The following is a 16,946-nucleotide window of genomic DNA, read 5'->3' as shown; positions in this document are numbered from 1 at the left end:
CCGACGAACGCGAAACCCTCGACCACGCCCTGCGCACCCTGCTCCAGGCGATCGAGTAGGGCCGAGCGCCCCCTGCGCCGACACTGTCGCCGAACGCGCCTCGGAGAGGGGAGAGGGACTGTAAATCGTTCGGCTCTGACAAGATTTTCGTAGCCGCTTGATCGTGCCTCGGTGTGGATCAGTTGAGGAGGATGCGGTGGCGGAGGAGGCGGAAGCCGGCGCGTCCGTACATCTGTCTCTTGATCAGTTTCGTCTTGGTGTTGACGCCTTCGGTCTAGTGGAGGAGAGCCAGGGGCAGCAGGACTGAGAGAACGCGAGAACGAGGAGTACGCAGGGACGGCCGGCGGTCGCGGAATGGTACGCCTACGGCGGGGGCCCGGCCGTTTCCCGGTCGTACGGGGACGGTGCGCGGCTTCCCTTCCCGTACGGCGCCGATGGGGGAAGAACCCCGCGACAGGTGGCCCCTCAGCGTGCGGGCCCGTCCTGGCACCGGACGAGCCGCTCCCCGGCGACACCTTCCCGTGGGACGCCCCGGGCCTCCTCGTTCCCAGGGCTTCAGCTCATTCCCTTCCCGCTCCGCCCGCTCCCGCCGGACGCCATCCCCGAGCGCGGGCCCGGGAAAGGGCGAAAGCCGCCCAGAGGACGGCGAGGACGGCGGCGGATCCGAGGAGGACGAAGAGGGTGGCGCGGCTGGTGGCGCGGTCGGCGGCCGAGGTGTCGCGGACGGTCACGGGATCCAGGGCGCGCTCGGCGCCGGCGGACGCGGCGGAATCGCCGAGGACCGTGGTAACGGCGGCGTAGGGGTCCAGCTGGGGGATGTCGGCGGGGTAGGCGGTGGCGGTCAGACGGCGAGTGACGGTGTCGGGCGAGTCCTCGGGGTGGGCGGCGCGGACCACCGCTGCGGCCCCCGCGGCATAGGCGGTGGCCACCGGGGCGCCGCCGCCGAGGTAGTGGCCGTCGCCGCGCGGACCACCGGAGACCACCCCGGCGCCGGGGGCGGCCAGGTCGATGCCGGCAGTGGGCAGGGAGCGGTCCGGGCGGGCGCCGCCGGGAAGCATGTCGGCGACCGAGAGGACGCCGGGCTCGCCGGCCGGCCAGTAGGTACGGGACGGGATCTCGTCGGTGCCGCTCCGGGGCGGGTCCGGGGTGGCCGCGGCGACCACCACCGCACCCGCGCGGCGGGCCTCGGCGACCGCACGGGTCAGCGCCGTGTCCCGGCGCGGCAGGGCCACCGCGACCGCGATCACTTCGGCCCGGGCCGCGGTCGCTTCGCGCAGCGCCTCCACGACCAGGCCGGGGCTCGCCTGCCCGCGCCGGTCGGTGCCGCGCAGGGCCAGGATCCGCGCGCCGGGGGCGACCCCGGCCATACGAGGGCTGTCCCCGCCGGTCCCGGCGATCAGCCCGGCCAGGAACGTACCGTGCCCGACGCAGTCGTCACCGGCCGTACCCCGGGCGGTGACCCGGCCGCTGAGTCCGGCGGCGCCGGGGGCGACACCGGTGTCGATCAGCGCGACGGTCACGCCCGCACCGGTGCTGTGCTGGTGCAGCCGGTCCAGTTCGAGGCGCTGGCGCGACCAGTCCTGCTTCTCGGCCTTCTCGCGGGAGGCGGGCGTGCAGGCCACCTCCTCGGCCTCCGGATCGAACGCGGAGGGCATACCGGGCAGTTCCTGGCCCTTCTTCCCGTCGGCCGTTGGTATGCGCGAGAGGGGTGCCGCCTGGACCGCGACAGCCGCGGGCAGCAGCAGTGCGGCGGCGAGGCCGGCGCCGGACAGCAGGCGGACAGCCCTGCGGGCGGGCGGCCTCACCGGGGTGCCACCTTCGGTGCCGTGGCCGTGACGTCCTCGGGAAGGAGGATGCGCAGGTCGTCCAGGGTGGGCGCGGCTAGCGAGCTGAGCCGTCCCGCCTGGCGGGTGACCATCGACTCGACCACCTGGCGGGCCAGGCGGGCGTTGCCGAAGGAGCGGTCCCGGGGCAGTGAGTCGAAGTATTCCTTGAGCAGCGGGCCGGTGCCGGGCCCGCACTCGTAGCCCATGTTCATGGCCTGCGCACGCACGATGGTGACCAGTTCCTCGGAGGAGTAGTCGGCGAAGGCGATCCGGCGCGGGAAGCGGGAGGAAAGGCCCGGGTTGGAAGCGAGGAAGCGCTCCATCTCGTCGGTGTAGCCGGCGACGATGACGACCACCTCGTCGCGGTGGTCCTCCATCAGCTTCAGCAGGGTGTCCACCGCCTCCTGCCCGAAGTCGGCGCCGCCGCCGCGCGGGGTGAGGGTGTATGCCTCGTCGATGAACAGCACGCCGCCGCGGGCCCGTTCGAAAACCTCTCGGGTGAGCTGGGCGGTGTGGCCGATGTAGCGGCCGACCAGGTCAGCACGGGCCGCCTCGATCAGCTGCCCTCGCTCAAGGACCCCAAGGTGGGTCAGGACCTCCCCGTAGAGGCGGGCGACGGTGGTCTTGCCGGTGCCGGGCGGGCCGGTGAAGACCAGATGATTGCTGAGCGAGGGGACCGGCAGCCCGGCCGCGGCACGGTGGCGGGCCGTGGTGATGAGGTTGACCAGATCCGCGACTTCGCGCTTCACCTCGGCCAGGCCGATCATGTCGCCGAGGCGAGTCAGCGGGTCGTCGTCCCGGACGGCGGTATCGGCGGCCGTCGCGGCGGCGGTGGCGGTGGCGGAGATGTCGTCCGGCAGCAGCAGTCGCAGATCGCGCTCACTGACCTGCGGCTGTACGGAGAGCCGGACCGCCTGCCTGTCCACCATCTCCTCGAACACCCCGCGCGCGGCACGGCCGTTACCGAAGCCGGCGTCCCGCGGCATCGCCCCGAAGTGCGCGGCCAGCGCCGCCGCGGTGCCCTCGCCCAGCTCGTACTGGTGCTGGGCGCACATGTTCTCCATGATCGCGACCAGTTCGGGCACCGAGTAGTTCTCGAACTCGACGGTCCGCGAGAAGCGGGAGGCCAGGCCCGGGTTGGAGCTGAGGAAGGATTCCATCTCGCGGGAGTAGCCGGCCGCGACCACCACCACGTCGTCGCGGTGGTCCTCCATCAGCTTCAGCAGGGTGTCCACCGCCTCGCGGCCGAAGTCGGCGCCGCCGTTGCCGCTGTCCGAGGTGAGCGTGTACGCCTCGTCGATGAACAGCACGCCGCCGAGCGCCCGTTGGAAGGCCTCGGTGGCCTTGATCGCGGTGCCGCCGACGACCTGCGCGACCAGGTCGGCGCGTGAGACCTCCACCACGTGCCCGCTGCGCAACGATCCCAGCTCGGCCAGGATCGCCCCGTAGAGGCGGGCGACCGTGGTCTTGCCGGTACCGGGCGGACCGGCGAAGACCAGGTGTCTGCTCATCGGCGGGGCGGCCATACCGAGCTGTTCGCGGCGCTGGGCGAGCTGGGTCAGATTGACCAGGGTACGCACCTGCTGCTTGACGTTCTCCAGGCCGATCAGCGCGTTGAGGGCGCCGAGCGGGCCATCCGCACGATCCCGCGAGGGCGCGTCCGTGGCGCCGGAGCCGGCCGGGTCGGTGTTCTCGGCACTGCCGGTTCCCCAGGCGTCCCGCTTGCCGTTGGCGGTGCTGTTCAGGCCCTCCACGGCGAGCCGTTCGCCGGGCGCGGTCTGCACCAGGCCGCCACCCTCGTTCTCCCGGGCGAGGCAGTTGACGAGCGAGACCGGCGCGGTGGACTCCACCCGGAAACCGTCCTGGGTGCCACCGGTGACCTCGCAGCCGCTGAGCGAGGCGAGCGCGCCCTCACGGAGCAGGAAGCCGTGGCCCTTGGGGGCGTGCACCGCGGTGCGGTTGGCGGTCAGCTCGCCGCCCGCGGCGACCACCACGCCCTCCTCGCCGGACATCTCGACGCGGAAGTCGCGGACGGTGACGTTGCCGCCGTCCTCCACGACCAGGCCGCTCGTGGCGGTGTCGGAGACCCCGCCACCGGCCAGGTAGAGGGTGCTGCCGGAGGCCACGCGCACACCCGCGCCCCTCGGCCGGACGATCTCGCAGTCCTCGGCGCGACCCCGGGCGTCCCTGGCGGCCGTGATGCCGTCGCCGGACGGCTCCACCAGCCGGGCCCGGCGCAGCAGCGGGTTAGCGCCGCCGAGCACCGCGACCGCAGGCGAGCCGCCGATCACCTCCAGGCGGTCCAGCTCCGGCGCCGAGTCCTCCTCCAGGAGCAACCCGGTCCCGTCGCAGTCGCGGACCGTCAGGCCGGTCAGCGCCGGGGAAGCGGCCCCGGCGACCCGCAGCGCCGCGCCCTGCGCGCCGTCCACCCAGCAGTCCTCGAAGATGCCGCGCGCCCGGTCGGTGACCAGCAGGCCGTGGCTGCGCACGCGCGAGACGCGGCAGCGGCGCAGCACCGGATCGGTGCCCCCGGCCAGCGCGATCCCGTTCCCGGAGGCACCGGTGACGCGGACGTCCTCCAGCGTCGTACGGCCCGCACTGCTCAGGTGCACGCCGGTGCTCGTGTCGTGCACCACGGTGCGGACCACCGAGACGGCGCAGTTCTGTTCCAGGGCGATGGAGGGTTTGTCGGTGGAGGAGATGTCGCAGTCCTCGACGCTGCCGCGGGCCTCGCCGTTGGCGAGCAGACCATTGCCACGGGCGTCGCGCACCGTACAGTCACGGACGCGTGCCTCGCCCTGCTCGGCGAGGACCAGGCCGCTGGTGCCCAGGTGCTCGAGCGTGCAGGACTCCACGGTGGTGGGCGTGGCCGAGGTCACCACGATGCCCGCGCCTTGCGGGTTGCTCACCCGGCAGTCCCGCAGCGCGAGGGAACCCGTTCCCCCGGCCAGCATCGCGGTCCACGCGGCGCCGACGATCTCGCAGCCGTCGAACGCGGCCTGACCGCGCCGCACGTCCACGGCCGGCAGCTCGGCGTCGCCGCCGCGCAGGGTCAGCTCGGAGAGCATCATGGCGTCGGCGCGCAGCGCGACCACGCTGCCCGAACGCGGCCGGATCTCCACCGTGCCCCGCCCCTCGGCGGCGGTGAGGGTGACCCTGGTGTGGATCACCAGGTTCTCGGCGTACGTCCCGGGCCGGACGCTGATGAGCGCACCGGTACGGGCAGCGGCGAGTGCCTCACCGATCGTCCGGTAGGGGTCCCGGTCCCCGGGGCCGACCGACAATACCTGGCGCGACACGCACCAACCTCCTTGCTACGGCGGCGTCTTCAGCGAACGCCCCCTTCACCGGGGGCGCGTGTCGGCGAGCCGACGGTGCCATCATGCCTCGCCCTCAGGGCGGGCGGGTATCGAGAGCGGCGCTCTCGGTCTGGGGACGTCCGGTCAGACGCTCCACTTCTGGTTATCGGTGCCCGCGCAGCTCCACAGTTGCAGCCAGGCCCCGTTGCCCCGGTTGTTGTCCTTGATGTCGACGCACTTGCCGACGACGGTGTTGACCAGGTCGTGGCTGGCGTTCAGGACGAACTTCTGGGCGGCGTTGCCGTTGCACCAGGCGATCTGGATAGGCGTGCCGTCGTTGAAGTTCGCGTTGGCCACGTCCAGACACTTGTCCTTCATGCGGATGGTGCCGTCAGAGGCGAACTGCCACTTCTGCGCGTCGCTGTTGTTGCAGTCCCATACGTTCAGCTTCTTGCCGTCGCTGAAGTCCCTGCCCGGTACATCAATGCAGCGGCCCGAGAGATGACTACGCAGGGAGACGGGGGCACCGAGAGTCACGCCCGAACCGGCCTTCGCAGGCTGGTTCACCTCGTCGCCGGACGCCTCCTCGGCGCTCTGTTTCTTCGGCCGGTCCGCCAGGCCTGCGTCCTTCTGCGGCGCGCCCTTGCCCGAGTCCCGCGTCGGGGCGGACGCGGGGGCTTGCCGCCCCTCCCGCGTCGGGGCGGACGCGGGGGCTTGCCGCCCCGGCGCCCCGGGCTTGCCCGCGTCCTTCTTGCCGTCGCCCGGGGAACCGGTCTCGGGCGGGGCCACCGCGAACTCGCCCGGTGCCTCCTGCGCACTGCCGTCGAGCACGGTTCCAGCCGCCACCGTCGGCTGCTCGGGGTCCTTGTCGTCGTTCCCGGCGAGCACCAGGAACGGCACGGACACGAGCAGCGCCCCCGTGACCGCGCCACCGGCCAACGCCGCCCTGCCCGGCCGGCCCACCGGCCCGGTCCGCTGCTGCGGCCGGTCGATCGCGGTCACAGTCACGGTCCGCACGAGCGCGGGCAGCCGACTCTGGACCGCGGCGGTGGCACCGGGGTCGGCCTCGGACTCGGACCGGGCGCCGGATGGAGCCCCGGCCTCGGACTCGGTGGTTCTGCCCTCTCCGGGCTTCTTCTCGGCCTCTCCGGCCTCCGTACCGGCCTCTGCGCCGGTCTTCGCCTGTACCGGCTCGGACTTGGGCTCGCCTAGGGTGGCGGTCGCAGCGGTCGCGGCCGTCTCCTCGCCCTCGGAACCGGACTCCGCGCGAGCCCTCGGGAGAGCGGGGGGTTGCTGGGACGAACGTGTCACGGGGTCCTCCCTGTGGTGTGGGGCCAGGGTTCGGATGAGTTGTCGGTCCGGTCCGCGGAAGGGTCCACGGCCGGAGCGCCGGTCCGGTCCGCCGTGTCGGAGGGGATGCCGGGGCCCTCCTCCGCCGCGGTGTCCGCTGCCGGCGCCTTGTCGTCGCCCACCCCGCGCACGGGACCGAGAAGACTGTCCGCCGGGACGAGCAGGGGAGCCGCGGCCCCGGCGTTGGCCAGCAACAGGGTGCCGGGACCGCTCAGTGAACGGGCCAGCTCCCGTGCCGGCAGCGTGTCATGGTGAAGTGCCGCGGACATGAACTCGTGTGCGGGTGAGGTGAACAACAGCACCACCGGCACCCCGTCCCGCCCGATGGCCGTGAGCGGCCCGCCCCCCGGCCCGTGCACCACCGTGATGTCCGCCTCCGCGAGCGCCGCGAGCGCCTCTTCCACCGAGCCGTAGCCGGTGGCGGCTCGCTGCGCCGCCGCGTCCACCGGGTCGGTGGGCTCCGGCCAGCCCAGGACCCGTGCCGAGGGCCGGTACGCCGGGTTGGCGCGGTACTCCCCCACGCTCCCGCTCTTGTCCGACTGCCACTCCCCCAGCACCGCCCACTCCGGCGGCGTGCGCTCTTCGGTCCACTCCGGGTCCACCACTCCGATCCAGTGCCCCGGCGCCCGGCGGGCAGCTGCCCTTACGGCCTCGGGTATCCCGGAGGTGTCGGCGGCCTCGGCGGTGCCGGAGGCGGGTGATCCGGGTTCCGCGGCCGGGCCGGAGGCATCGGGAATGACAGACAGGGCGTCATGTCCGCCCTCTTGCCGTTCTCCGGGCCGCATCTCCACCTGAACTCTTGGGTTCGTACGAAATTCTTGTGTGCCGAACGGCAAGCGCACGCGCCGACACCGATCACATCGTGGAGCCAACAGAATGCCACACGAGCCCCGTCCGTGGGGGGCCGGGGAAGATCCGTATCAGGTGTCAGCGTGCCCGTTTGAGGTTCCCCCGAGATGCGGTGGCGAGCCTGCCGAGGTTCTCCGGGGTGTGTAGCCACGTCGCCGGGTCGGTCGTACGGCCCTCCAGTAGCTCCGGCATCGCGGCCTGCTGGTGGGCGTGGACGGCGGCGGCCCGCTGCCCTGGGGTGAGGGCGGCGTCCCGGTCCGGGTGGTCGACGGCGTGCGGCGCGGTCTCCGCCTGGTCGTGGTTGTGGTCGTGGTCGCCGGTGCGCGCGGCGGCCGACGCGGTCGCGGCCGGAGCTCCGTCCCGCGCGGCGGCGGGCGCAGCACGGGCGGCGCGGATCGCATTCTGCAGGGCAAAGCTGGCAACCCGGGCTCGCTCGTACCGGGTCGACGCCCGCGGCGGTTTGCCGTCGGTGCCGGCGATCCACCAGCGGGCGGGCCAGGGGAAGTCGGCGGTGTAGGTGAGCTGGTCCGGCGCCGGGGTCCGGCGGCCTTCCTGGGGCACGGTGAGCTGGCGTCCGTGGTGGGTCAGGGCGCGGTCGGCGATGTAGTCGTCCAGGCCGGGCGGGAAGGCGCGGCCGCGCAGAGTCTCCATGAGGTGCCGGCGGGCTTCGGCCAGGACGTGGCGGCGGGCGAAGGTGCGGCGCACGGTGTAGACGATGGCGGCGACGTCGACGGCGGCGAGCGCGGTGTCCACCAGCGGACCCACCCGCTCCCGGATCACCGCCCCGGCGGCCCTGCACCGCTCCAGCAACCCGTCGACCACCCGGTGCCCGAAGTTCAGCAGCCCGGAGATGCGCCACCACACCCGCTGCTCCCGAAGCGGCTTCGGAGTCTTCTTCTCCGGGCGGGTGTCCTGCGCCGCCCACCACCCGAGTCCGTGGCGGCCGCGCTCGTCGGGCAGACGCCCGTGCTTGGTGACGTACTTCTTGGTGATGCCCTCCAGGGCTGCCTCGATCTGCGCGCGTGCGGGTCTTCGGGCAGCAGTCGGGCCAGGGCAATGCGGCGCCAATCGGTGACGACCCTGTCGATGTTGTCGTCGCTGATCAGGTGCGGTGAGGGATTGGTGTCCAGCCTGCGGGCGGCCCGCCGCCGGATCATCCGCCCCTTCGCCAAGTGGTCCGTGCTCCGTGAGGCACGTCGGGCACGTCGGGAGGCCGCGCAAGGCCGATACAGCGCCAACTCGGCTTCCGCCAACCGCAACGACGTCCGACCGGGCGCAGTGACCGCTCCTGTCAGCCTCCGTTTCCGGTGCTGACTGTACCCACGGCATGGCTCAGCACGAACTCGCGCGCCAGGCGTGCGGCCTGCTCACGGGCCTCGAAGGTGATGCCGTGCCGAGTACGCGGCAGGATCACCAGACGTGCGCCAGGGATCTCCGATGCCATGAGTTCGGCGACCTGAGCGCGGACGATGGGGTCCTCCGCGCCATGCAGCACGAGAGTAGGAGCCGTGATTTCATGCAGCCGGGCAGTGCAGTCGTGGTTCTGAATCGCTGTCATGCGGCGTGCGTCGGCGTCTGCGGGACGCCCCCGCAGGGCGCGCTTGGTGTCGGCGACGAGCTGCGGGTCGTTCGCCTGCCCCTCGGGTGTGAGGAGCAGGTCCAGCACGAACTGCGCCCGCGCGTCCGGCCCCATGGCGACGATGCGGTCACCAAAGCTCTCGGTCATGGTCCAGCTCGGGGTGGCGCCTGACAGTATGAGAGACGCGACCCGCTGGGGGTAGTGGATCGCCAGGTGCATGGCGATCGCTCCGCCGTACGACACTCCCATAACATGCGCGCGCTCAAATCCCAGCGCGGCAAGGAAGTCGGCGCAGTCAGCAGCTTGCCGAACGATGTCGTACGGATCGGGCCCGTTGAGTGTGTCGCCGGTGTCACGCTGGTCGAAGCTGATAGCCCGGATTCCAGCGCCTAACAAGGGGCGAAAGGCATCAAACTTCCCCCTATGGCTCTCCCCGCCATGCAACAGAACCAGCGGCTCACCCTGGCCGGACTCAACGTAGGCAATATCGATGTCGTCGGCTTTGACGCGCTGAAACCCCTCAGAGGGCGGTATGTGAGTGCATAGGAGTTTTGTCGTCACCTGAATGTGTGGCGGTGCGGCATCCCGGCCGGTCGGCGGCCATGGGCATGTTGGGCTGGGCACCGTGAGCGAGCGCACGCCCTACAAGACCGATCTGAGCGACGAGCAATGGGCGCTGGTAGAGCCGGTGATCGTCGCGTGGAAAGCCGTCCATCCCTCGGTCAGCGGCCATCAGGGCCGGTACGAGATGCGGGAGATCGTCAACACGCTGCTCTATCAGGGGCGAACGGGTTGTCAGTGGGAGCTGCTCCCACACGACTTCCCGCCGCCCGGCGCGGTGAAGTACTACTTCTACCTCTGGCGCGACGAGGGCATCGACCAGACCGTTCACGACCTGTTGCGCTGGCAGGTGCGGGAGATGGCACGCCGGAAGGCGGACCCGAGCCTGGTGGTGCTCGATACCCAGAGCGTGCACGCGGCGGCCGGGGTGCCCGCGGAGTCGACGGGGTGCGATCCGGCAAAAAAGTACCGGGCCGCAAGCGCGGCCTGGCCGTTGACGTTCTGGGGTTGGTGATCGCGGTGGTCGTGATGGCGGCGTCGGCGCATGAGAACGCCGTCGGGATCGCGTTGCTGGACAGGGTCGCCGCCGACACCGACGCCGTGGAGAAAGCCCTGGTCGATCAGGGCTTCAAGAACGCCGTCGTCGCGCACGGGGAGAAGGTGGGCATCGAGGTGGAGGTCGTGGCGCGCAACCCCGCGCAGACTGGGTTCGTTCCGCAGGCCAAGCGGTGGGTCGTGGAGCGCGCCTATGGGATCTTGATGCTGCACCGCAGGCTGGTGCGCGATTACGAGCATCTGCCCCGTAGTTCGGAGTCGCGGGTGTACTGGGCGATGACCGCGGTGATAGTGCGCCGGTTGACCGGGGCGGCCGTGCCGGCTTGGCGCACCGCATGACCGGCGGGGAGCTGACGCTCGGCGCGGTGCTGGCACGGCTGGAGGAGCGGGAAGGCGAGATCACCGCACAGGCCGAGGCGGTGCGGGAGCAGATCACGCAGCTGACCGCCCGGCTCGACGAACTCGCCCGGGCCGCCGAGGAAGTCCGGGTCACCCGCAAGACGCTGATGGAGCTGCCCGAGCCACAACCGCCCGCGCCGCCGGCACTGAAGCTGCCGGATCATCCGGCCTACCAGCAGATCATGGCGGTGTTCACCGCGACCGACCATCCGCTGCGGGCGCGGCAGGTCTGTGAGGCGATGGACCTGCCGGTCGCGCCCAACAACATCAACAACGTCCGCCTGAAGCTCAAACGGCTGGCCGACCGGGGAATCATGGCCGAGACCGAGCCAGGCTTGTTCACCCTGCCCCGGCCGTAGTCGACCGACTTCGTCACGACCCGCCCGATCGCCCCACACGAAACGAAGAATCGGGCATCAGGTCTCATACCGCCCTCTGAGGCGTGTTCGTGCTCCGAATGTGCGCCCGGGCCCGCTGGGGGACTACTTCCACACGACGGCCACGATGGCTGCGGCCGCCGTGAACGCCCCCACGGCATAGAAGGCCCACGCTTGCTTGTTGCGCATGCCCACCAGCGCTGTCACCGCCACCAGGATGTCCAGGGCCAGTTTCACCCCCATCTTCGCGTGAACCACCGGCAGGTCGAGGGATATTCGGGTCCAGATGAGTCCCGCACCGGTGACCAGCTGGACGACCGCGCTGCTCAGCATGTAACTGCCAGTCACCGGGTCCTTCCCTCGCAGCTGGAAGAAGATGCCCCCCAGGAGCGCGGCGAACCCGAAGAGGTGGAAGACAAGGAACACATACCGAAGGATCTCCATGCCGGTGATCGTTCCATAGAGATAGAACAAATTGACGATCTTTTACACGGGCACTCGACCACGTCCGCATCACCCTCGCACCGCTATGGCTGACGATCTCGACGACGACTCCCCGGACAAATCCGAACCGGCCCTGCCCGGGCACCCCTCTATCCCCCCGGCGCTTGGCGGTCGTCGCAGACAGGAAACCGTCCCTGCGAACCCGTAACCTGCGTGAAGCCCTTGAACTCGGGCTACTGCCAAAGAACGTCGAAGGCGTCCGCTCCAAGCTCAAGCGCCTCGTCGCCCGCCGTATCCTCACCGAGACCGATCCCGGATTGTTCACTCAGGACCAGCCATAGGGCACCCCGCGCCTCCGCGACCAGCTCGCCTCACCCAACGAAACCCCCGAAACGGGCATTGAGTCACTTACCGCCCTCTAAGAGCGGTCTGTGGCTGATGCACGGCCTGCACTACAAGAACGCCGTCGACAGGAGCGGCGACAAGCTGGCCGCCGGGACACCCCGCCGCGCCACGTGGGTCGCCGTTGAAGCCGTCGCCCACGCCATCGGCGTGCTCGAACGCAATGCGGAGTGATGAAGTCGTCCAAGGCGGCCGGTCAGGAGCGATTCACGGTGGACCCCGCCCAGCCTCTGGCCGGGCGAGGTCCACGGGCAACTGGCAGCGGAACAGGGGCTTGCGCGCAGTCGAGGCGGTGTTCGCCTGGCCGATTCAGTGTTCCTGGAACAGCGACTGGGCGTGGTTCAGACCGTACCTGGCGACATCGGTACCCAGTGTGACCCCGGCCTCGTCCGCGAGTCGGGTGTGGATGCCCAGCCAGACCCGCGCGTCCATGTTCTCCAGCGTGAGCTGGTGCCACGCGGTGTAGGTGCGGACGACGCCTGGTGCGGTACCGCTGGTCAGGGTGAACGGGGCCGTGCGCGGTCCTACGAGGGCGGTGAGAACGGTTTCCGTCGCGCCTGCGTAGGTGTTGTGGCCGCTGGGGTAGTCCGGGTGCGCCGGGGTGGTGTGCAGTGGGGTCCATGACGGGTCGGCAGGGATCTCGCCGACGCCGGTTCGGATCGCGGTGACGGGGCGCCACAGCGGGTAGGTGTACTTGCTGTCGGAGGTGGCGATCTGGGTGTCCACCAGCGTGGCGTTGGTCAGGGCGACGAGTTCGGCCTGCTTGCGCAGCGGCTGGTGGGAGGTGGCGGCAAGCGCGACGCGAATCGGTTTGGTCCACAGGGCCGGCGAGGAGTCGAACCAGAAGTTGGCCGTGTCGGTCTGCCGCGCGGTGCGCATGGTGCTGTTCAGGTCGCCGAAGTCTCGAACCTCCTTCAGGTCGGTCTGGTACCGCTTGGACGTCGGAGCGGGAGGCGCGGGCAGTCGAAACTGGCTGGCGCTGTTCAGCAGGAAGGGCTGGGCGAACCGGCTGCCGTTCTGGATGGCGGGGGCGAATGCGGGCGGGGTGGGTTGCCAGACGCCTGGCGCGGCCGGCGGCACGGTGAACGGGGTGTTCACCGAGGCCGCATCGAGGCCGTCTCCCTCACGGTCGTGCAGGACCTCCAACGCCTGGCGTTCGCCGGCTGTGGCGCCCAAGGTCTCGGCCGGGCCGTCGGGGATCTGATCCAGGGTCTGCTGCAGGGCGGCATCCAGCTCCGGGGCACGGGTGGGCACCAGCTCCACCAGGGCGCGGTGCACCGCGGCGGCCAGCGCCGCATCCTGGTAGTGCCTACGGTCGACCCCAGAGGGCACGTGTCGCAGGGCCCGCGCCGCCGCGATCCAACTGACCGCCCAGGTACGACTGTTGGTCACCGGAGGGAGTGATGAGCCAGCCGTCGCGATCGTCTCGGCTGTGGTGTCGTACCAGGCGAGCGCCACGGATGTGCGACCGTGCCCAGGCGCAGGGGTGGCGGCGATGCTCGGCGCTGCGCCGGAGGCGACCAGCAGTGCCATGGAGGCCACCAGGGCCACACGGGTCTTCGGGGAGTTCATGGGAGTAGCTCCTCATGGTGGGGTGGGGGCGGGTGTCGGCACGCCCGTCCGGCAGTCATGTGCGACGGGACGTGGAGAACTGAGACCTTGCACTGGCCCCAGCGGGTTCCCGGACGAAGCCGTGGGGCCTTGGCCCGGGAACCTGCGGAGCACGGTGGCGTGTCGGACCGGACGCCCTGCCCGCGGCCAGGGATGCCACTGCGGGCAGGGGCGGTCTTCGGCGTGGCCGGGCGTGCGCCGGCAATGATGTATCCGGGGAGCCGGCGAGCCCAGGAAGTGCCCAGGCATATCTGCGGCCGAGTGACGGGTGTCAGCAGGGGACCGCGTACGGAGCAGCAGACGAAGACGGGCGAGACGGCATCGTCGTCGCTCCGTCTCATCAGCGCCGGCGCGCACTCGGCACACGCGCAGGCGTTCACGGGCCCAGCAGCGGCGCCCTCCTGGCCTGACGGGGTTCAGGCGGGGTCGGCGTTGATGTGGAAGGGGACGGTGACGATGTTGGAGGCGACGCCGATCAGACCCAGGTCCTTGGCGTCGATCTTCCCATCGCCGTTGAGATCCTTCACGACGCCGGGTGCGTCGTTGTAGATGCCGTCGTGGTTGAGGTCGTCGACGACGGCCACGGTCAGGGTGGTGTCGACATTCTGCCCCGCGATGGGGGCGCCGACGATCCAGGTGTCCCACAGTTCGGTCTTGTGCGGGGTGCGGTTGGTGACGCCGGAGAGGTTGAACAGGTTGGCCAGGTTGGTGCCGGGCCCGGAGAAGCCGGGGAGGGTGCTGTTGGTGGTGGAGTCCAGCACGACCAGTCCAGGGATCTTGTCGTCCTGGCCGGTGGAGAACGTGCCGGGGAAGGGGGCGATGTTGTTGTGCGCGGCCGGGCCGGTGAGCTGGAGCCCGTTGAAGCCGGTCTGGGCCAGGGCCTTGCCCCGGAAGGAGAGCTTCAGGTCCACGAACCAGCCCTTGCCCTCCACACCCGCGTTGTCCCCACGCTTGGGCGCGAAGACCTCTACCTTGACCGGGTGCGTTTTGGTGGAGGCGGACGTGTCCTGGCTCGATGCGTTCGCGCTGGACAGCCCGGAGGCCGCGGCGCCCAGGCCGAGGATCATGGCCGCACCCGCGCCGAGGGTCCAGCCGAGCTTCTTCTTCCTCATGACTTGTTCTCCTGAGTGTTGGGAGGCTTGCGGTCATGTGTACGACCACCTGCGGCACCCGGTTCAATCCGCAGGTCGACCAGTAATGCTCTGTTGGGTGGCGCGCGCCGAAGGCTGGTCACGGTTGTGTTCCGGCGGTTCTTTGTCCGTATGGCTCCGGACGTGCTGGGCCGTTCACGCGATGAGCTGGAGGCGTTCGCGGCCGAGGTGTTCGCTCCCCTGCGGCGCTCGGACCAGCAGGGCAAGTGCGTGAGCTACCTGCGCGGTCTGCTGCTGGGCCGAAGGCGCAAGTCGATGTAGTCAATGGCGAGCGGCTGGGCGTCGACTGCCAGTGCCTGCAACAGTTCATGGCAGGTCGGGCTCCCGCAGGGCGACCCGGGCGACGGACTCAGCGTCGATCGGGTCGGATTTGCCCCGCTCGCGGGCAAAGCGCCGGGGCAGCCATAGGCCGGTCGTCGCGCGCCGGCCTCGGCCTCGGCCTCGGCCTGGCGGATCCAGCCGGGCAGGGCCTGGATGCACGTCCGACTCGAGCGCCAGGCGCTTGATCTGGGGCTTTGGCTCGATGGTGCGATACATCCGCACCGCACGCTCACGCAACTCCGGTGGATACTTATTGGGAGCAGCCATGGTCACAGTTCGTTTCACGAGAGCCACCTGACCCGCTGTCGACTCCCTCCGCATCTAGGGGAAACCTCGACCAGTTCCGTGGTGACAACGAGGAAGCAGCCCGCCGATCGCGTTCGAATCCTGGGCCCGTCACCCTGCGCCGACCGGCCCCAACCTGCCAGATTGCCGGATCCAGCAGCACAGGGTTGGATCGTCCGGCGTCCGTCAAGGCTGCGGGGACGAGGATGCCGTCCAGCGCGCCCGTGGTCTCAACGGCGGCTCCGTGTCAGCACACCCGTGCACCCCCCTGCTACAAAGAGCGCCGACGGGCCTTCGCTCCAGCGGACGGCGAGAACCTGAGTTCGTCCGCTGCCTGCGGGTGAACTTAATCCGCCGGCTCGTCGTATACGTAGCCGCAAGGGCACACGATCAGTGCCTCAGGACACGAGAAACCGCATGTCGCAGCCATCTTCGATGACGGCGCGGCCGGTGCGGTCAGGTATGGAAGTGAGTCGGATGGATCGGATCTGGTTCCGCGCCTCCCCGGGGCGCGGACTGTCCACCACCTGCAGCCCGGGCCCGGCGATGCTCCAAGCGACCCCAGCCTGCGAGACGAGGACATCGAGCGTGACGCCGGACGAGCAGTTGATGACTGCGTTGTACACCGAGCACCACGATGTGCTGCTCTCCTTCGTGCGCAGGTATGTGCGCAGTCCTGAGCAGGCGGAGGACGTCGTGCAGGAGGCGCTTCTGCGGGCGTGGCGCAGCATCGACAAGATTGAGCCACGCCACGTCACCATCCGCTCCTATCTCTTTACGATCGCCCGCAACGTGCTCACTGACGGCTGGCGCGCTGAGCAGCGGCGTCCGGAACCGCTCTACGACAACGAGGCACTCGCGGCTGTGCCTTCTGCCGATGACGTGGAGGCGGCGCTGGAGGGGCACGTGATTACCGCAGCGTTGGAACGCTTGTCCAGCGAGCATCGTGACGTGATCCAGGCGCTGTACTTCGAGGGGCTGACCGTCGCCGAGTCCGCGTCACGGCTCACGATCCCGGAGGGGACGGTCAAGTCCCGCGCCTACTATGCCGTACGCAACCTGCGCGCAGCCTTTGAAGAAATGGGAGTTCTGCGGTGAGCACCGACCACGATGACGTGCGCATGCTGATCGGCGCGTATGTGCTCGGCGGTCTCAGCGAGACCGACCGCCGTGTCCTGGAGTCCCACCTGCCCACGTGCCAGGAATGCCGTGACGAGCTCGCGCACTCGGCCCCGCTGGCGGGACTGCTCCGCCGTGCCCCGGGCATGTCCGAGCCCCGTCCCCAGGCCAGGCGCGAGGCCGACACCGACGCGGCACCTCCGGCTTCGTCGGCCGGGCTCGACCGCCTGCTGGAGCAGGTCCGCGCCGCCGATGTCGCACGCAGGCGCCGGGCTCGTCGGCAGTGGCTGGCATTGGCTGCGGCCCTGATCGTGGTTGCCGGGCTCGGACTGGGGTCGATGCTGCCGTTCCGGCACTCGACCGGCCCGGCCACGGCCTTCACCTCAGCCGCCGGGTACTCCGTGTCCGGCCGTGCCACGCTCACGGCCAAGCCCTGGGGCACTGCGGTGAGCGTCACCCTGGCCGACCTGCCCGCAAAAGCACCAGGACCCTTCACCCTCCAGGTCTCCTCGGTAGACGGCCGCAAGGAGCAGGCGGCCACCTGGGCGATCACTCCCAACGGCAGCGCCGCCGTGACGGGGGCGAGTGCCCTGCACCTTCCCGACATCCGATCCATCTCCGTGATGGACCATGCGGGACGCCTGGTCGCCACGACCCGACCACTCTGACCTGCCTCGACCACCATCCCGCGGACCGCTCCACTGCCGGGCCCACGGAATGGTCCCGCCTGCCCTGACGCGGGGCGACACGCCACTGACCTGACGTCGTTGCCCTGCAGAGCAGTTGCCCCACCACGTGCGACGAGGGGCAACCGGGCG

General features: G+C 70.5%; 14 protein-coding genes and 1 pseudogene. 6 read left to right on the top strand and 9 right to left on the bottom strand.

Going from position 1 to position 16,946, the window contains the following annotated elements; all coding sequences use genetic code 11:
* Positions 1-560: 560 nt before the first annotated feature.
* From ACFVV1_RS29680 to ACFVV1_RS29655, 6 genes are all read right to left on the bottom strand, one after another.
* Positions 561-1,805: a S8 family serine peptidase gene (locus tag ACFVV1_RS29680; RefSeq protein WP_389995345.1), complete on the bottom strand. Its 1,245-nt coding sequence runs from the start codon at positions 1,803-1,805 to the stop codon at positions 561-563.
* Positions 1,802-5,125: a right-handed parallel beta-helix repeat-containing protein gene (locus tag ACFVV1_RS29675; protein ID WP_389995342.1), complete on the bottom strand. Its 3,324-nt coding sequence runs from the start codon at positions 5,123-5,125 to the stop codon at positions 1,802-1,804. Before ACFVV1_RS29675 ends, ACFVV1_RS29680 begins: the two co-directional genes overlap by 4 nt.
* 144 nt (positions 5,126-5,269) lie before the next feature.
* Positions 5,270-6,436 carry a ricin-type beta-trefoil lectin domain protein gene (locus ACFVV1_RS29670; protein WP_389995339.1) on the bottom strand — a complete coding sequence of 389 codons (1,167 nt, stop codon included), beginning with the start codon at positions 6,434-6,436 and terminating at the stop codon, positions 5,270-5,272.
* The gene (locus ACFVV1_RS29665; RefSeq protein ID WP_389995336.1) at positions 6,433-7,260 is read right to left on the bottom strand and encodes a type VII secretion system-associated protein; all 828 of its coding nucleotides are present in this window, start codon (positions 7,258-7,260) and stop codon (positions 6,433-6,435) included. The genes ACFVV1_RS29670 and ACFVV1_RS29665 overlap by 4 nt, the downstream gene beginning before the upstream one ends.
* A gap of 142 nt (positions 7,261-7,402) precedes the next feature.
* On the bottom strand, positions 7,403-8,392 hold the full coding sequence (locus ACFVV1_RS29660) for a hypothetical protein (protein ID WP_389995333.1): 990 nt from the start codon (positions 8,390-8,392) through the stop codon (positions 7,403-7,405).
* A gap of 223 nt (positions 8,393-8,615) precedes the next feature.
* The gene (locus tag ACFVV1_RS29655) at positions 8,616-9,464 is read right to left on the bottom strand and encodes an alpha/beta fold hydrolase (RefSeq protein WP_389995331.1); all 849 of its coding nucleotides are present in this window, start codon (positions 9,462-9,464) and stop codon (positions 8,616-8,618) included.
* Positions 9,465-9,528: 64 nt separating this feature from the next.
* Between ACFVV1_RS29655 and ACFVV1_RS29650 the strand changes: the two are divergent.
* A pseudogene (locus tag ACFVV1_RS29650) lies at positions 9,529-10,358 on the top strand (IS5 family transposase).
* Positions 10,355-10,777 (top strand): hypothetical protein, encoded by a 423-nt coding sequence (locus ACFVV1_RS29645; RefSeq protein WP_389995328.1) that lies wholly within the window; start codon positions 10,355-10,357, stop codon positions 10,775-10,777. The pseudogene ACFVV1_RS29650 and the gene ACFVV1_RS29645 overlap by 4 nt, the downstream one beginning before the upstream one ends.
* A 123-nt stretch (positions 10,778-10,900) precedes the next feature.
* Here the strand turns inward: ACFVV1_RS29645 and ACFVV1_RS29640 are convergent, their stop codons facing one another.
* Positions 10,901-11,239 (bottom strand): hypothetical protein, encoded by a 339-nt coding sequence (locus ACFVV1_RS29640; RefSeq protein WP_389995325.1) that lies wholly within the window; start codon positions 11,237-11,239, stop codon positions 10,901-10,903.
* Between the two features lie 438 nt (positions 11,240-11,677).
* Here ACFVV1_RS29640 and ACFVV1_RS29635 point away from each other — a divergent pair, with 438 nt between their 5' ends.
* Complete coding sequence (locus ACFVV1_RS29635; protein ID WP_389995323.1) at positions 11,678-11,815, top strand: hypothetical protein; 138 nt, start codon at positions 11,678-11,680, stop codon at positions 11,813-11,815.
* Between the two features lie 135 nt (positions 11,816-11,950).
* Here the strand turns inward: ACFVV1_RS29635 and ACFVV1_RS29630 are convergent, their stop codons facing one another.
* The gene (locus tag ACFVV1_RS29630) at positions 11,951-13,213 is read right to left on the bottom strand and encodes a vanadium-dependent haloperoxidase (protein WP_389995320.1); all 1,263 of its coding nucleotides are present in this window, start codon (positions 13,211-13,213) and stop codon (positions 11,951-11,953) included.
* A 455-nt stretch (positions 13,214-13,668) separates the two neighbouring features.
* A complete protein-coding gene (locus tag ACFVV1_RS29625) occupies positions 13,669-14,364 on the bottom strand; it encodes a hypothetical protein (RefSeq protein WP_389995317.1) in 696 nt (231 codons plus the stop codon).
* Between the two features lie 162 nt (positions 14,365-14,526).
* On the opposite strand from ACFVV1_RS29625, the gene ACFVV1_RS29620 reads away from it, so the two are divergent.
* From ACFVV1_RS29620 to ACFVV1_RS29610, 3 genes are all read left to right on the top strand, one after another.
* Positions 14,527-14,664, top strand: coding sequence for a hypothetical protein (locus ACFVV1_RS29620; protein ID WP_389995314.1), 138 nt, complete (start codon positions 14,527-14,529; stop codon positions 14,662-14,664).
* 933 nt (positions 14,665-15,597) lie between these two features.
* A complete protein-coding gene (locus ACFVV1_RS29615; protein WP_389995311.1) occupies positions 15,598-16,107 on the top strand; it encodes a sigma-70 family RNA polymerase sigma factor in 510 nt (169 codons plus the stop codon).
* Positions 16,104-16,796 (top strand): anti-sigma factor family protein, encoded by a 693-nt coding sequence (locus tag ACFVV1_RS29610; protein ID WP_389995308.1) that lies wholly within the window; start codon positions 16,104-16,106, stop codon positions 16,794-16,796. The genes ACFVV1_RS29615 and ACFVV1_RS29610 overlap by 4 nt, the downstream gene beginning before the upstream one ends.
* Positions 16,797-16,946: the final 150 nt, after the last annotated feature.

It is taken from the genome of Streptomyces sp. NPDC058092 (genome assembly GCF_042884935.1).
In the GTDB taxonomy this organism is placed as follows: Bacteria; Actinomycetota; Actinomycetes; order Streptomycetales; family Streptomycetaceae; genus Streptomyces.
This window is presented reverse-complemented; position numbering and strand designations above follow the sequence as displayed.

What these genes read in the sequence shown, in the direction of transcription:
- ACFVV1_RS29665 (WP_389995336.1), bottom strand. Translation starts at nt 7,260, where the DNA reads ATGCGGCCCGGAGAACGGCAAGAGGGCGGACATGACGCCCTGTCTGTC.
- ACFVV1_RS29645 (WP_389995328.1), top strand. Translation starts at nt 10,355, where the DNA reads ATGACCGGCGGGGAGCTGACGCTCGGCGCGGTGCTGGCACGGCTGGAG.
- ACFVV1_RS29640 (WP_389995325.1), bottom strand. Translation starts at nt 11,239, where the DNA reads ATGGAGATCCTTCGGTATGTGTTCCTTGTCTTCCACCTCTTCGGGTTC.
- ACFVV1_RS29635 (WP_389995323.1), top strand. Translation starts at nt 11,678, where the DNA reads ATGCACGGCCTGCACTACAAGAACGCCGTCGACAGGAGCGGCGACAAG.
- ACFVV1_RS29630 (WP_389995320.1), bottom strand. Translation starts at nt 13,213, where the DNA reads ATGAACTCCCCGAAGACCCGTGTGGCCCTGGTGGCCTCCATGGCACTG.
- ACFVV1_RS29625 (WP_389995317.1), bottom strand. Translation starts at nt 14,364, where the DNA reads ATGAGGAAGAAGAAGCTCGGCTGGACCCTCGGCGCGGGTGCGGCCATG.